General features: G+C 66.3%; 15 protein-coding genes. 2 read left to right on the top strand and 13 right to left on the bottom strand.

Translation table 11 applies throughout. The features are described 5' to 3' along the window. Positions 1–38: 38 nt before the first annotated feature. Entirely contained in the window at positions 39–1,970 is a 1,932-nt protein-coding gene (gene flgK, locus ISF28_RS07885; protein ID WP_198116620.1) for a flagellar hook-associated protein FlgK, read from the top strand. Positions 1,971–1,991: 21 nt separating this feature from the next. After that, complete coding sequence (gene flgL, locus ISF28_RS07890; protein ID WP_198116621.1) at positions 1,992–3,215, top strand: flagellar hook-associated protein FlgL; 1,224 nt, start codon at positions 1,992–1,994, stop codon at positions 3,213–3,215. Between the two features lie 240 nt (positions 3,216–3,455). Here the strand turns inward: flgL and fliR are convergent, their stop codons facing one another. From fliR to fliF, 13 genes are all read right to left on the bottom strand, one after another. Next, the gene (gene fliR, locus ISF28_RS07895) at positions 3,456–4,265 is read right to left on the bottom strand and encodes a flagellar biosynthetic protein FliR (RefSeq protein WP_198116622.1); all 810 of its coding nucleotides are present in this window, start codon (positions 4,263–4,265) and stop codon (positions 3,456–3,458) included. Positions 4,266–4,278: 13 nt separating this feature from the next. Continuing rightward, the gene (gene fliQ, locus ISF28_RS07900) at positions 4,279–4,548 is read right to left on the bottom strand and encodes a flagellar biosynthesis protein FliQ (protein ID WP_198116623.1); all 270 of its coding nucleotides are present in this window, start codon (positions 4,546–4,548) and stop codon (positions 4,279–4,281) included. Between the two features lie 11 nt (positions 4,549–4,559). Next, on the bottom strand, positions 4,560–5,303 hold the full coding sequence (gene fliP, locus ISF28_RS07905; protein WP_198116624.1) for a flagellar type III secretion system pore protein FliP: 744 nt from the start codon (positions 5,301–5,303) through the stop codon (positions 4,560–4,562). Next, positions 5,303–6,115, bottom strand: coding sequence for a flagellar biosynthetic protein FliO (fliO, locus tag ISF28_RS07910; RefSeq protein WP_198116625.1), 813 nt, complete (start codon positions 6,113–6,115; stop codon positions 5,303–5,305). The genes fliP and fliO overlap by 1 nt, the downstream gene beginning before the upstream one ends. Further along, on the bottom strand, positions 6,112–6,537 hold the full coding sequence (fliN, locus tag ISF28_RS07915; protein ID WP_198116626.1) for a flagellar motor switch protein FliN: 426 nt from the start codon (positions 6,535–6,537) through the stop codon (positions 6,112–6,114). Before fliN ends, fliO begins: the two co-directional genes overlap by 4 nt. Before the next feature lie 18 nt (positions 6,538–6,555). Further along, positions 6,556–7,539, bottom strand: a complete 984-nt coding sequence (fliM, locus tag ISF28_RS07920) for a flagellar motor switch protein FliM (protein ID WP_198116627.1) — start codon at positions 7,537–7,539, stop codon at positions 6,556–6,558. 27 nt (positions 7,540–7,566) lie between these two features. Then, positions 7,567–8,103 (bottom strand): flagellar basal body-associated protein FliL, encoded by a 537-nt coding sequence (gene fliL, locus ISF28_RS07925; protein ID WP_229518948.1) that lies wholly within the window; start codon positions 8,101–8,103, stop codon positions 7,567–7,569. A 200-nt stretch (positions 8,104–8,303) separates the two neighbouring features. Next, positions 8,304–9,611, bottom strand: coding sequence for a flagellar hook-length control protein FliK (locus ISF28_RS07930; RefSeq protein ID WP_198116628.1), 1,308 nt, complete (start codon positions 9,609–9,611; stop codon positions 8,304–8,306). Positions 9,612–9,649: 38 nt separating this feature from the next. Then, on the bottom strand, positions 9,650–10,090 hold the full coding sequence (gene fliJ, locus ISF28_RS07935; protein WP_198116629.1) for a flagellar export protein FliJ: 441 nt from the start codon (positions 10,088–10,090) through the stop codon (positions 9,650–9,652). A 35-nt stretch (positions 10,091–10,125) separates the two neighbouring features. Then, positions 10,126–11,520, bottom strand: a complete 1,395-nt coding sequence (gene fliI, locus ISF28_RS07940) for a flagellar protein export ATPase FliI (protein WP_198116630.1) — start codon at positions 11,518–11,520, stop codon at positions 10,126–10,128. After that, positions 11,517–12,245, bottom strand: a complete 729-nt coding sequence (gene fliH / locus ISF28_RS07945; RefSeq protein WP_198116631.1) for a flagellar assembly protein FliH — start codon at positions 12,243–12,245, stop codon at positions 11,517–11,519. The genes fliI and fliH overlap by 4 nt, the downstream gene beginning before the upstream one ends. Further along, positions 12,245–13,249: a flagellar motor switch protein FliG gene (gene fliG / locus ISF28_RS07950; RefSeq protein WP_198116632.1), complete on the bottom strand. Its 1,005-nt coding sequence runs from the start codon at positions 13,247–13,249 to the stop codon at positions 12,245–12,247. The genes fliH and fliG overlap by 1 nt, the downstream gene beginning before the upstream one ends. Beyond that, a complete protein-coding gene (gene fliF / locus ISF28_RS07955; RefSeq protein ID WP_198116633.1) occupies positions 13,249–14,934 on the bottom strand; it encodes a flagellar basal-body MS-ring/collar protein FliF in 1,686 nt (561 codons plus the stop codon). Before fliF ends, fliG begins: the two co-directional genes overlap by 1 nt. Positions 14,935–15,018 lie beyond the last annotated feature (84 nt).

The following is a 15,018-nucleotide window of genomic DNA, read 5'->3' on the forward strand; positions in this document are numbered from 1 at the left end:
GAACTTGCCGTCAATGACATAGCAGAAAGAAAACCATCATGTCCCTCCTCAGCATCGGCAAGACCGGTTTGTACGCGGCCCAGGCGGCGCTGGCCACGACCGGCAACAACATCACCAACGCCAACGTCGCGGGCTACAGCCGCGAGGTGGTGGTGCAGGCGACGGCGACCTCGATGGGGGGATCGAACGGCTTCATCGGCACGGGCACGAAGGTCGCCCAGGTCAAGCGCTATTCCGACGACTTCCTGAACGCGCAGGTGCGCACGGCCCAGGCATCGAGCAGCGGGCTGGACGCGTACCAGGCCCAGGTCCAGCAGGTCGACAACCTGCTGGCCGACACGACGTCCGGCCTGTCGCCGGCGCTGCAGGATTTCTTTTCGGCCGTGCAGAACCTCACGGGCGACGGCGCCGGCGTGTCGTCGCGCGGCTCGTTCCTGTCGTCGGCCGACACGCTGGCCGCCCGCTTCCAGAGCATGAACGGCCGCCTGGACGAAATCCGCAAGGGCGTCAACACGCAGGTCACGGCCAGCGTCACGTCGATCAACACGTACGCCAAGCAGATCGCCCAGCTGAACGACCAGATCGGCAAGCTGACGGATGCCGCCGGCCTGAACCCGCCGAACGATCTGCTGGACAAGCGCGACCAGCTGATCATGGACTTGAACAAGCAGATCAAGGCGACCGTCGTGGCGGGCGATAACAACAGCCTGACCGTGTCGATCGGCAACGGCCAGCCGCTCGTCGTCGGCACGAGCGCGTTCCAGCTGGCGGCGACGAATTCGCCGACGGACCAGACCCGCACCACGGTCGGCTACGTCACCCAGGGCAAGATCACGCCGATGGCCGAAAGCGCGCTCACGGGCGGCGAACTGGGCGCCGCGCTGCAATTTCGCACCCAGTCGCTGGACATGGCCCAGAACTCGATGGGACGCATCGCGATCGCGCTGGCCACGGCGATGAACGACCAGAACCATCTCGGCCTGGACGGCAACGGCAACCCGGGCGGCGACATCTTCAGCATCGCGCCGGCCGAGGTGACGAAGAACGTCAACAACAACCAGACGAGCACGACCACGGTCGCGGCCACCGTCGTCGACGCCACGAAGCTCACGACGAGCGACTACAAGGTCGACTTCGACGGCACGAACTACAACGTGTACCGCCTGTCGGACAACACGAAGACGGTGATCCAGAGCCAGCCGCAGGTGATCGACGGCCTGTCGTTCGACATCCAGGGCACGGCCGACACCGGGGACAACTTCCTCGTGCGCCCGACCTTGAACGGCTCTGCCAACTTCAAGCTGGCGCTGACGGACGGCGCGCAGATCGCGGCCGCCGCGCCGATCGCCACGAACGTCCCGCTGACCAACAGCGGCTCGGGCAAGATCAGCGCGGGCTCGGTCGACAAGAACTACCTGGCCGCGCCGCTGACCGCGCCGGTCACGCTCACGTTCGACAAGGCGTCCGGTACGCTGTCCGGCTTCCCGGCCGACGTCGACGTGACGGTGAACGGCACGACGACGACTTACCCCGCCGGCACCAATCCGCCGTTCCAGGACGGCGCCAGCTATACGGTGGCCGGGATGAGCTTCACCCTGAACGGCGCGCCGGCCGACACCGACACGTTCACCATCGCCCCCAACACGGGCCTGGGCGATACCCGCAACGCCAGCCTGATGGGCGACCTGCAGTCGACCAACGTGCTGGACGGCGGCAAGGCGACGTTCCAGTCGGCCTACGCGACCTTGGTCAGCACGGTCGGCAACAAGACGCGCGAAGTGCAGGCCAACGCCGAAGCTGCGGCGGCCCAGCTGACGCAGGCGCAGTCGGCCGCCAACAACGTCTCGGGCGTCAACCTGGACGAGGAGGCGGCCAACCTGCTCAAATACCAGCAGGCCTACCAGGCGTCGGGCAAGGTGATGCAGATCGCCGACACGATTTTCAACGCCCTGCTGCAAATCGGCCACTAAGCAACGTAGCGGAGCCACGCCATGACCTTACGCATCAGCACCAACGCGATCTTCCAGGCCGGGACCACGCAGATCAACACGCTGCAGAGCCAGATGGCCAAGACCCAGATGCAGCTGTCGACGAACAAGCGCATGCTGACGGCCGCCGACGATCCGATCGCCTCGGCGAAAGCGCTGGAACTCACGCAGTCGCAGTCGATGAACACGCAGTTCGGCACCAACCGCACGAACGCCATGTCGTCGCTGTCGATGGTCGACAAGACGCTGCAGGACGTCACGGGCCAGATCACGGACATCCAGTCCCTGATCGTCACCGCCGGCAACGCCGGCTACAGCGACAGCGACCGCGCGGCCCTCGCCACCGAGCTGGAAGGCCGCATGGCCGACCTGCTCGCCTCGGCCAACACGACGGACGGCACGGGCACGTATCTGTTTTCCGGCTACAGGACCACGACGCAGCCTTTCACGCAGACCCCGACCGGCGCCACCTACCAGGGCGACCAGGGCCAGCGCACCTTGCAGGTGGGCTCGGCGCGCAAGATGGCCATCAGCGAAAGCGGCAGCGCCGTCTTCGAAGCGAACGTCACCGGCAACGGCACGTTCGTCACCCAGGCCACGACCGGCAACCAGGGCTCGGGCATCATCGCGCCGGGCGCCGTGACGGACACCAGCCAGCTGACGGGCCACGACTATTCGATCGCCTTCGCGGTCACGGGCACGCCGGCCGCGACGACCTACACGGTGACGGACAACACGACGGGCGGTGCCGTGCTGAGCAACGAGCCGTACACGGCGGGCGCTGCGATCGCCTTCGACGGCATCTCGTTCGACATCAAGGGCGCGCCGGCCGACGGCGACTCGTTCGGCGTCCAGCCGAGCCAGAAGCAGTCGGTGTTCACGACGATCACGAACCTGATCCAGACCCTGCGCACGCCGGCCAGCGGCGACGCGGGCAAGGCGGCGCTGACCAACAACCTGAACGCGGCCAGCCTGAACATGAAGAATGCGCTGGACAATGTGCTGACCGTGCAGGCCTCGGTGGGCTCGCGCCTGAAGGAAGTCGACTCGCTGGAAAGCACGGGCACCGACCTCAACGTCCAGTACCAGACCACGCTGAGCGGCTTGCAGGACCTGGACATGGTCAAGGCGATTTCGCTGTACACCCAGCAGCAGCAGACGTTGCAGGCGGCGCAGGTGTCGTTCAAGACGATGTCCGGCTTGTCGCTCTTCAACTACATCTCGTAAATTCGGGGTCAGAGCACATTTTTCGAGAAATTCGGGGTCAGAGCACTTTATTGGGCAATGGCTCCGAGGCGACACGCATTGGTGGCGTCACGTTTATTCACGCATTGATCCGCGCGCTGACGCGGGATCGAGCGCCGCTGAACGGGCTCGGCATGGGCTAATGGTGACGATGAGAATTTGCTCGGAAATGTGCTCTGACCCCGAATTCCGCCGAAAACGTGCTCTGACCCCGAATTTGGATTATGGCGATCGCGGCGGCGCCGGCCGCTGCGCGCCCACGCGCGGGATCTTGCGGCCCGCTTCGATCCCCTGGTTGAACAGGTTCTGCAGCGGCGTGCCCAGATAGGGCAACGTGAGGCTGATGACGAGGAACCCGGCGCCGAGCGTGATCGGGAAACCGATGCCGAACAGGTTCAGCTGCGGGGCCGCGCGCGTCAGGATCGCGAGGGCGATGTTGGTGATGAGCATGGCGGCGATGATCGGCATCGCGATCTGCAGCCCGGCCGAAAACACGCGGCTGCCCCAGCGCACCATTTCCAGCGGCGCCGACAGCGACATCGGCGTGGCCGAGATCGGCAACGTGAAAAAGCTTTCCGCCAGCGCCTCGATCAGCACGAGGTGGGCGTTCATGGCGAGGAAAGCCATCATCGCGACCAGGGCGAGGAACTGGCTGATGGCGGACGAGCGGCCGGCCGACGACGGATCGAAAAAGGATGCAAACGAAAAGCCCATCGTCGAGCTGGCGACCTCGCCGGCGAACTCGACGGCGGCGAACACGAGGCGCATGGCGAAGCCCATCGAAATGCCGATCAGGAGTTCCTGCGCGACGATCAACAGCCCCGCCCACGACGTCGGATCGACGGCGGGCATGGCCGGCAAGGTGGGGGCGACGATCGCGGCCAGCAGCACGCCGAGCGTCGTCTTGATGAGGATGGGCACGGCCGTGTTGCCGAACACGGGCGCCACCGCGACGAGCCCGAGGATGCGCGTCAGCGGCCACAGCAGGCCGCCGATCCACGCATACAGCTGCGTCGTGGTGAACGAGATCATCGCGGGCGGAACGTCAACCGATCATCTGCGGAATCCCGCTGAACAGGTTGCGCATGTAGTCCGTCATGACCGTGAGCATCCACGGTCCCGCGAGCACGAGGGCGACGAACACGCCGACCAGCTTGGGGATGAAGGACAGGGTCTGCTCGTTGATCTGCGTGGCGGCCTGGAAGATGCTGACGACGAGGCCGATGACGAGCGCGACGAGCAGCAGCGGCGCCGACACCATCAACGTGACTTCCATGGCCGTGCGGCCCATCGCCATGACGCTTTCCGGGGTCATGCTCGGCTCCTTCAGTAGAAACTCTGGGACAGGGAGCCCAGCAGCAATTGCCAGCCGTCGACGAGCACGAACAGCATCAGCTTGAACGGCAGCGAGATCACGGCCGGCGACATCATCATCATGCCCATCGACATCAGCACGGACGCGACGACCATGTCGATGATGAGAAAGGGGATGAAGATGGCGAAGCCGATCTGGAATGCGGTCTTGAGCTCGCTCGTGATGAAGGACGGGATCAGCACGCGCAGCGGCACGTCTTCCGGACCCTGCAGTGCCGGTGTCCGCGAGATCTTGACGAACAGGGCGAGGTCGGACTGGCGCGTCTGCTTGAGCATGAAGGCTTTCAGCGGCGCGGCGGCCTTGTCCATCGCCTCGCCCATCTGGATGCGGTTTTCCTGCAGCGGCACGTAGGCTTCCGTGTAGATGCGGTCGAACGTCGGGCCCATCACGAACAGCGTGAGGAACAGCGCGAGGCCGACCATCACCTGGTTCGGCGGCGCCGTCTGCGTGCCGAGCGCCTGGCGCAGCAGGGACAGGACGATGATGATGCGCGTAAAACTCGTCATCATCAGCAGGGCGGCCGGGATGAAGGTCAGCGCCGTCATCAGCAGCAGCGTCTGCACCGGCAGCGAGTAGGCGGTGCCGCCACCCGGCGCCGGGCTCGTCGTGAAAGCGGGGATGGCGGGCGCGGCCACCGCCGCCGCCAGCGGCAGGGCCACGAGGCCCGTCGCCAGCAAAAGTCGTTTGTTGAGCATCACTTGCGTTTGTCGATCGTCTGTTTGAGCCAGTCGGCGAAGCTGTGCGCGGCGGGCGAATGGGCCGCCAGGGCGGCGTTGGCGCCGCCGTCGTCGTCATTCGGCCCGGCCTGGCGCGGCATCGTCGCCAGCGCGTTGATGCGGCCGGGTGATGCGCCGACCACGATCCATTCATTGCCGATTTCCACCACCACGATGCGCTCGCGCCCGCCGAGGTTCAGCGCGCCGACCACGCGCATGTTCGCGTTGCCGCCGCCGACCTTGGGCGCGTAGCGCTTGAGGAACCAGGCGAGCGCGCCCAGCACGGCCAGCACGACGATCAGCGCGAACAGCGTCTGCAGCAGGCTGCCCGTGGAGGAGCCGGCGGGCATCGTGACGGTCGGCACGGTGACGCCCGGCGTGGCGGGCCGCGGTGCGGCGACGTCGGGCGCGGCGGATGGCGCCGGGCCGGCCGCAGGCGCGGCGGGCTCGGTCGTCGCCGGTGCCGGCGATGCGGGGGCTGCGGATGGCGCCGGGGCGGTGGCGCGCGCCGTGGCGGGCGTGGCCGGGGCGGGCGTGGCCGGGGCGGCGACGCGATTGCCGCCGCGTGTGCCGCCGGCGTCGGCGCGGCGCGGCGCGGCGGCCGCGGCGCCGTCGTGTTGCGTGCTTGAGGCTTGCTGGGCGGTATCGGATTGCACGGCGGCCGGTGCCGGTGCGACCGCCGGCGCGGCAGCCGCCGGCGCATGCGCCGCCGGCCCGGGCTCAGTCTGCTGGGCCGCGCAAGCGGTCAGCGGAAGGGCGAGGGCCAGGATGGTCAGCAGGCGCGCCGTCATTTGTTGAGCTTGCGGATGCGCTCGGATGGCGTGATGATGTCGGTGAGGCGGATACCGAATTTGTCGTTCACGACCACCACCTCGCCCTGGGCGATCAGGCAGCCGTTGACGAGCACGTCCATCGGTTCGCCCGCCAGGCCGTCCAGTTCCACCACCGAACCCTGCGCCAGTTGCAGCAGGTTCTTGATGGCGATCTTGGTGCGGCCCAGTTCCACCGTCAGCTGGACGGGGATGTCGAGGATGAAGTCGATGTCGTTCGGCGTGTCCGGACGAGGGCCCTTGTTCGAGAAATCCTTGAACACGGCGGCCGATGCCGCCTGCTGCTGGTTGGCCAGCGCCGCAGCTTCCGCGGCGGCCTGTTCGGCGATTGCCGCGCCCCAATCGTCGTCGAGGCTGCTTTGGTCGTCTTGAGTATCGGACATGTTTCTCTCCTGTGTTGCTTACTTATTGAAGGTTTCGCTGTTCGCCAGCAGTTTTTCGACCTTCAGCGAATATTGTCCGTTAAATACGCCGTAGCTGCAGTCCATGACGGGCACGCCGTCCACGGTGGCCTGGATCGTTTCCGGGACCGAGATCGGGATCACGTCGCCGACCTTCATGTTCAGGATTTCGTCGAAATTCGCCTTGCCGTGGCCCAGCACGGCCACCAGTTCCACTTCCGCCACCTGGATCTGCTGCGTCAGCAGGCGGATCCAGCGCTTGTCGACTTCCAGCGCCTCGCCCTGGATGCTCGACGTCAGCGCGTCGCGGATCGGTTCGACCATCGAATAGGGCATGCAGAAGTGGATCTGGCCCGACACCGAGCCGAGCTCGATGGTGAAAGTGCACGATACCACGACTTCATTCGGGGTGGCGATGTTCGCGAACTGCGTGTTCATCTCCGAGCGGATGTACTCGAATTCGATCGGATACACCGGTTCCCACGACTTTGCGTACGCCTCGAACACGATGTCGAGGATGCGCATGATGATGCGCTGCTCGGTCTGCGTGAAGTCGCGGCCTTCCACGCGCGTGTGGAAGCGGCCGTCGCCGCCGAACAGGTTGTCCACGAGCAGGAACACGAGGCCCGGGTCGAACACCATCAGCGCCGTGCCGCGCAGCGGCTTCATGTGGATCAGGTTCAGGTTCGTCGGCACGACGAGGTTGCGGATGAACTCGCTGTACTTCGACACTCGCACGGACCCGACCGACACTTCGGCGGACCGGCGCAGGAAGTTGAACAGACCGACCCGCAGATACCTGGCGAAACGCTCGTTGATGATCTCGAGCGTCGGCATGCGGCCGCGGACGATCCGCTCCTGCGTTGCCAGGTTATACGTGCGGACTCCCGAGGTGTCTTCAGGCGTCGCGACGTCGTCCTGATCGCCGTTGACCCCCTTGAGGAGGGCATCGACTTCTTCCTGTGAGAGAAAATTATCGGCCATGCTGCTTTTACCGTAATGACTTCTGCTTTACTGGATGATAAAGGAAGTGAACAAAACGTCGGACACTTCCTGTTCTTCCCCATGCTCGACGAACGGTTCGTTGACCGCCGCAAGAATCTCGCCGGCCAGGCGTTGCTTGCCTTCCACCGTGCTGATCTCGGACGCCTTCTTGCCCGACAACAGCAGCAGCACGCGGCTGCGCACCTTGGCCATATTGGCCTTGATGAGCTCGACCTGCTCCTTGTTGTCGACCTGCAGCGTGAACGCGACCTGCAGATACTGTTCGCCGTTTTCCGGCTGCAGATTCACCGTAAAGGGTTCGATGGCAACGTATTCGGGCGGCGCCGCGTCGTCTTTCTTTTTCTTGCTGCTCGTATGGTCCTTGTTGGCCGGCACGGCCGCACTGCTGCTGCCGTGCAGGAAGTACCAGCCCGCCCCCGCGCCCAGCGCCAGCACGACGAAGGCCGCGCCGATGAGGACGAACAATTTGCGTTTGCCGCCGGTCGCTGCCGGCGCCGCCGCATCCGCTTTCGGATCGGCCTTGATTTTTGGATTCGCTTTCAAGAGTATTCGGTCCCACTGTTGGATCGTGCCGTCATTATGTCATTATCGGGAAAAAGTGAGCATAGGCAACGGTCGAAAAGAGGGAGGAACCCGGGGTATCTCGTTGTTTCTTGATGGATTTGTTGTCGACCCGGTATCCAAATGCGGGATGGGGTGACCGATGCCCCCGCATCGATCACCCCATCCGATCGCCATCGCCCTTATGCGAACGTATCGACCATCCCGCGATCGCCGATCATGGCCGTGCGCCTGGCCGGCCGGACCGTGGCTTCGCCCACCACCGTGTCCCCGTCGCGGCCGCCATTGCCGCGGCCACGGTTGCCGCCGCGGCCGAAGCCGCTCGACGCCATCGCCTGCTGCTGCTGCGCCTGGCCGCCGTCCGACATACCGGCGTTGACCGTCGCATTGCCCAGCGCGATGCCGCTCTCGCTCATCATTTCCTGCAGGCGGGGCAGCGCGTTTTCCAGCGCCTGGCGCACTTCCAGCTGGTTCGACGAGAACGTCACGTCGGCCTGGCCGTTGGAGACCGAGAGCACCACCTGCAGCGGACCCAGGTCCGGCGGGTTCAGCGTCAGCGACGCGGTCTGGTCCTCGGCGCCCAACATGTAGACGACCTTCTGGCCGACCTGGTCGTTCCACGCCTCCGTGCCCACGTGGGCCGTCAACTCCTCGCTGGCGGCGGCGGCCTGGGCGGCTTCCAGCGTGGCCGGCTGCAATTGCGCGGCGGCGACGGCGACGGCCGTCGGCGCCTGTTCCTTGTGCGCGAGCAGGGCGGCGTCGCGCGCCTGCTGCAGGGTGAAGTCGGCGGCGTCCACCTGCGGCTTGGCGTCGGGCTTCGCGGCGGCGGCCGCGCCGCGCGGGTCCGCGGCGGCCGCGGCCTTGTCGGCACCGAGGTCGGCGCCTGCCGCGGCCAGCGCGGGGTTCTTGATCGACGTGGCCGAGAAGGTCTTGGCGCCGGCCGCGTCCGTGCCGGCCTCTTTCGACACCGACTTCATCGCGGCCTGCAGCGCGGCCAGCTGGCCGGCGTCGGTCCGCTTGCCCTTGCCGGAGAGCGCGTCGAAGGCCTGGGCCGTCGCCGTCTTGTTGTCCGTGCCCGTCTTGTGCAGGCTGGCCATCAGCGCGAGCATGGCGCTGGCCGGGTCGCCCGTCTTGGCGTGGCCGTCGTCGTCGTCGGATTTGTCGTCGGACTTGTCGGCGCTGTCATCCTTGGCATCGCTCGCCTCGGTCTTGTCGGCCGGCTTGGCGGCCGGTTTCGGCGCGGACTCGGCCTGGGCGGGCTTGTCGGCGTCGACCGGCTTGGACTCCTCCTGTTTCGGGGCCGGCGCGGGCGCGGGGGCCGGGGCCGGCATCGATGCGAGCGCGAGCGCGGCGTTGCTGCGTTCCATTTCGCCGGACAACATGGCGCTGAACTGGCTGCCGTCGCTCCTGGGGCCGGCGTTCGCGTCGTTGCCGCGCTGGTTGACGCCGTTCGTCGAGTTGAGCTGTTGGGTAATGGAAGTCGTGGTCATTTCGCTTGTCGCTTCGCTTCGGTTGGGTGGGCTGCCGGTCAGCGCTTGGAGCGCACCGTCCGGGCCGCATGGTCGTCCATCATCTTCTGGTCGCGCTTGTTTTCCAGCGCCAGCGCCTCGGCCGCCGCGCGCTCGTTCAAGGTCCGGTAGGACAGGCGCTTGCGCTCGCTTTCCTGCCATCCCTTCTTTTCCATGTCGGCTTTTACGCGCGCATGCTTGAGCACTTCGCGCTGGCCGTCGATCGCCTGTTCCAGCTTGCCGAGGAAGGCGACGAAATTCTGGTATGCGAACGGTGTGATGCCCGCCATTTGCGCCGCGTCGAGCCTGTTCGCATAGTCGTCGCGGTAGCCGAGCAGCATCTGCAGCTTCTGTTCTCCCTCCTCGACGCCCTTGAGCGCGGCGCCCAGACGTTTCGCGCAGGCGTCGGACTCGCGCTGGGCGAGGTCGATGAGGGTTTCGAGTGCGGATGCATTGGCCATGGTCCTTCAAGTATACCGATGCGCCTTCCGGTCAATCAGCCGAACAGCGAGGTCAATTCCCCCAAGCTCTGCAGCATGCCGACGTTGTCGTGGATGTCCTGGCACAGGAAGGCCTCGATGCGCTCGTGCAGCGCGATCGCCTTGTCGAGTACCGGATCCGTGCCCGGCGCGTAGGCGCCCACGCTGATCAGGTCGCGCGACCGTTCGTAGCGCGAGTACAGCTGCTTCAACGTGCGCGCCGCCTGCTGGTGCTCGCGCGACGTGATGCCGTGCATCGCGCGCGAGATCGATTGTTCGATGTCGATGGCGGGATAGTGGCCCGCCTCGGCCAGTTTCCGGTTCAGCACGATGTGGCCGTCCAGGATACCGCGCGCCGCGTCGGCGATCGGGTCTTGCTGGTCGTCGCCTTCCGACAGCACGGTGTAGAACGCCGTGATCGAGCCGCCGCCGGCCTGGCCGTTGCCCGCGCGTTCCACGAGAACCGGCAGTTTCGCGAACACGGACGGCGGATAGCCCTTGGTCGCCGGCGGTTCGCCGATGGCGAGGGCGATCTCGCGCTGGGCCATCGCGTAGCGCGTGAGCGAATCCATGATCAACAGGACGTTCTTGCCCTCGTCGCGGAAGTGCTCCGCGATGGCGGTGGCGTAGGCGGCGCCCTGCAGGCGCATCAGCGGCGGCGCGTCGGCCGGCGCGGCCACGACGGCCGACCGCGCGAGACCGTCCTCGCCGAGGATCTGCTCGATGAATTCCTTGACCTCCCGGCCCCGCTCGCCGATCAGGCCGACGACGATCACGTCCGCCGTCGTGTAGCGCGCGATCATCCCGAGCAGCACCGACTTGCCGACGCCCGTGCCCGCGAACAGGCCGAGACGCTGGCCGCGGCCCACCGTCAGCATCGCGTTGATGGCGCGCACGCCGACGTCCAGCGTTTCCGAGATCGGCGCGCGGTCGAGCGGGTTGATGGGGCGCGCGTTCAGCGGGCCCATGTCCTCCGTCACGACGGGACCCTTGCCGTCCAGCGGGCGGCCGGCGCCGTCGACGACGCGGCCCAGGAGGCCCCAGCCGACCGGCAGGTGGCGCGCGCGGTCCATCGGACGGCGGCGCGGATGCGCGACGGTGCCGGGCTTCGGCACGCTGGCCTCGACGGGGAACACGCGCGAACCGGGCACGACGCCTTCGGTGTCCGACTGCGGCATCAGGAACAGCTTGTCGCCTTCGAAGCCGACGACTTCCGCCTCGATGCGCGCGCCCGACGCCACCGGAATCACGCACGCGCTGCCGACCGCCAGCTTCAGGCCGACGCACTCCATCACGAGGCCCGCCACGCGCGTGACGCGGCCGGAGACCTGCATCGGTTCGACGAGATCGGCCACGTTGCCGCAGTCCTTCAGGTAGGACTTCCAGCGGCCCGTGTGCGCGTTCACGGTCATGACTCGAGCCAGTCCACGTTCTTGCCCAGCGCATGCGTCAGGCGTTGCCAGCGCGATGCGATCTGGGCGTCGATCTGGTTGCTGGCCGTGTCCACGCGGCAGCCGCCGCGCGCGATGTGCTCGTCCTCGACGATGCGCCAGCCGCTCTTGTCGAGTTCATGGCCGATGCCGCTCTTGACGATCAGCGCGTCCTCCGGGTGCAGCATCAGGAGGGCCGGCTGCTGCAGGTTCGGCAGGTAGTCGATGGCTTCGCGCACGACGGGGAGGATCAGGTCCGGCTTCACGTCGAATGCCGTGCGCACCATGCCGCGCGCCAGGTGCAGCGCGAGTTCCAGCACGTCGCTGGAGATCGCCTCGTCGGCCTCGGTGACGGCGTCGCCGAACGTCGTCGCGAGCCGGCGCAGGTGTTCGAGTTCCTCGGCCGCTTCGGCGCGGCCGAGCGTCAGGCCTTCTTCGTAGCCGGCCGCGTGGCCTTCGGCCTGGCCCGCGTCGAGACCCTCCGCATAGCCTTCCTCGTGCGCGGCGGCGCGGATCGCTTCGAGTTCCTCTGCGGTCGGCAGCTGGATGGCGGGCGGCGGCGGGGGAGGCGGCGGTTCGCTGGCGCGGGCCGCTTCCGCGGCTTCCGCTTCCGCCGCGCGCTGCGCACGGGCGCTGGGGCGCTCGTCGCCGAACGACGTCATTTCCCAGCGTTGATACGCGGATTGAAACTCTTTTGAGATGGCCATCAGACGAACGAGTCCTCACCTTTGCCGCCCAGCACGATCTGGCCCTCGTCGGCAAGGCGCCGCACGATTTGCAGGATCTGCTTCTGCTGGGTTTCCACTTCCGACAGGCGCACGGGACCTTTCGATTCCAGGTCTTCGCGCATCATTTCCGCCGCACGTTGCGACATGTTCTTGAAGATTTTATCGCGCAAGTCTTGCGACGCGCCTTTCAGCGCGATGATCAGCATTTCCGACTGCACTTCGCGCAACAGCAGCTGGATGCCGCGGTCGTCGATGTCGATGATGTTGTCGAACACGAACATCTCGTCCATGATCTTCTGCGCCATGTCGTTGTCGTAGTTCTTGATGTTCTCCATGACCGAGCCTTCCTGCTCGCCGCTCATGAAGTTCAGGATCTCGGCCGCCGTGCGCACGCCGCCCAGCGACGACTTCTTGATGTTCTCGTTGCCGGACAGGAGCTTGGTCAGCACGTCGTTCAGCTCGCGCAGGGCGGCCGGCTGCACGCCGTCCAGGGTGGCGATGCGCAGCACGACGTCGTTGCGCAGGCGGTCCGTGAAATGCGCCAGCACTTCGCAGGCCTGGTCGCGCTCGAGGTGCACGAGGATCGTGGCGATGATCTGCGGGTGCTCGTTGCGGATCAGTTCCGCCACCGATTGCGAATCCATCCACTTCAGGCTCTCGATGCCGGAGGCGTCCTTGCCGCCCAGGATGCGGTTCAGCAGCACGGCCGCCTTGTCGTCGCCCAGCGCCTTGGTCAGCACCTGGCGGATGTATTCGTCGGAGTCGAGGCCGACGGTCGACTGCAGGTCCACGCGCTCGCGAAACTCGCCCAGCACGCTCAACACCTCCTCGTGCTGCACGGCCTTCATCTGCGCCATCGCGGCGCCCAGCTTGAGCACTTCGCGCGGGCCGAGGAATTTCATCACCTCGGCCGCTTCCGATTCGCCCAGGGCCAGCATCAGGATCGCGGCCTTGGTCGTGCTTTCCTTGTCCTTGTCGCTCATTATTCAGTACCCAGCCATTCCTTGATCACGTTGGCCACGATGCGCGGATCGTTCTTGGCCAGCTCTTTCGCCATTTCCAGGTTGCTCTTGTAGACCTGGACCTTCTGCTGGTCTTCCACTTCACGCTGGAGACGGGCTTCCTCGTCGGGGTCCGGTTCCGGTTCCGGTTCCGGCTCTTCCGGTTCCGGCTCGGGCGGGATCGCCACGGCTTCGTCGAACTTCCTGATCGCCGGCTTGAGCAGCGGCCGCACGAAGCGGAACCACAGGAAGGCCAGCACGAGGGCGATGAAGACGTAGCGCGCGATGTCCTTCGCCAGCGGCAGGTTGGCCGGGTCCTTGTACCAGAGCGGCGCCTGCTCTTCCGGCTTGTCGACGCCTTCGAACGGCGCATTGGTCACGTTCAGCGTGTCGCCGCGCGCCTGGCTGTAGCCCATCGCCTGCTTGACCAGTTCGTTGATCTGCGCGACTTCGGCGGCGGACAGCGGCTTGACGACGACCTTGCCCGTCTTCGGATCGATGGTGCGGCGGTAGTTCACGACGACGCCCACCGTCAGGCGCTTGATGCCGCCCATCGGCTTCTGCTCGAAGCGCACGGTCTTGTCGACTTCGTAATTGGTCGTCGAATCCTTGCGGGTCGGGCCGGTGGTCGTCGTCTGCGCCTGGGCCGGCGCGTTGCCGTCGATCGGGGCGGTCGCGACGCCCGGCGGCTGGTTCGACAGCGCGCCCGGGATGCCCGACGGGTTCGTGCTGCCCGGGCCGGTCTGCTCGGATGTCTGCTGGCTGCGGATCGCCTGCGGTTCCGGCGGCGAGTTCGGCTTGTACATCTCGGCCGCGGTATCGGTCTGGGCGAAGTCGACTTCGGCGGTCGCTTCGGCGCGGACGTTGTTCTGGCCGACGAGCGGGGTGATGATCGATTCGACCTGCTTGACGATGTTCTGCTGCAGCGCCTCGACGTACTTCAGCTGGTTCGGGTCGAGCTGCTTGCCGTTCTTGTTGGCGTTGTCGGACAGCAGGGTGCCGTTCTGGTCGATGACCGTCACGTTCGCCGGCGTCAGTTCCGGAATCGACGACGCGACGAGGTGCACGATGGCGCTGACCTGGGACTGGTCGAGGGCGCGGCCCGGTTGCAGGTTCAGCAGCACGGACGCGGTCGGCTTCTGCTGGTCGCGCACGAACACGGACGGCTTCGGCAGCGCCAGGTGCACGCGCGCCGAGGCGACGGCGGACAGCGACTGGATCGAGTTGGCCAGCTCGCCTTCCAGCGAGCGCTGGTAATTGACCTGCTCGACGAATTGCGACGTGCCCAGCTTCTGGTTCTCGAGCAGTTCGAAGCCGACGTTGCCGGCGCGCGGCAGGCCTTGCTGGGCCAGTTTCAGGCGCAGGTCGTGGATGCGGTCGGCCGGCACCAGGATCGCGCTGCCGCTATCGGAGAATTTGTACTTGACCCCCATCTGGTCGAGCGCCGCGGTGATCGCGCCGCCGTCCTTGTCCGTGTAGTTGGAGAACAGCACGCGGTAGTCCGGTGCCGACGTCCACAACCACAGGGCGGCGACGATGGCCACCACGCCGGCGATGGCGCCGCCGATGACCACCCGTTTGCCGATCGTCGTCTGCCAGAACTTCGGCTTCTCTTCGGCCGGGGTTGCGATGTCGCTGTCGAGGAGTTCTTCCGCTGTCGTTGCCATGTTGGGGGGAGGGAATGGGTTTATGAACGCCATTATGGAGCCGTAGGGCAACATTCAAACCCCGGAATAAGGCCATGTTTACGG

Origin of the sequence: Massilia rhizosphaerae, from assembly GCF_016093545.1 — a bacterium.
In the GTDB taxonomy this organism is placed as follows: Bacteria; Pseudomonadota; Gammaproteobacteria; order Burkholderiales; family Burkholderiaceae_D; genus Telluria; species Telluria rhizosphaerae.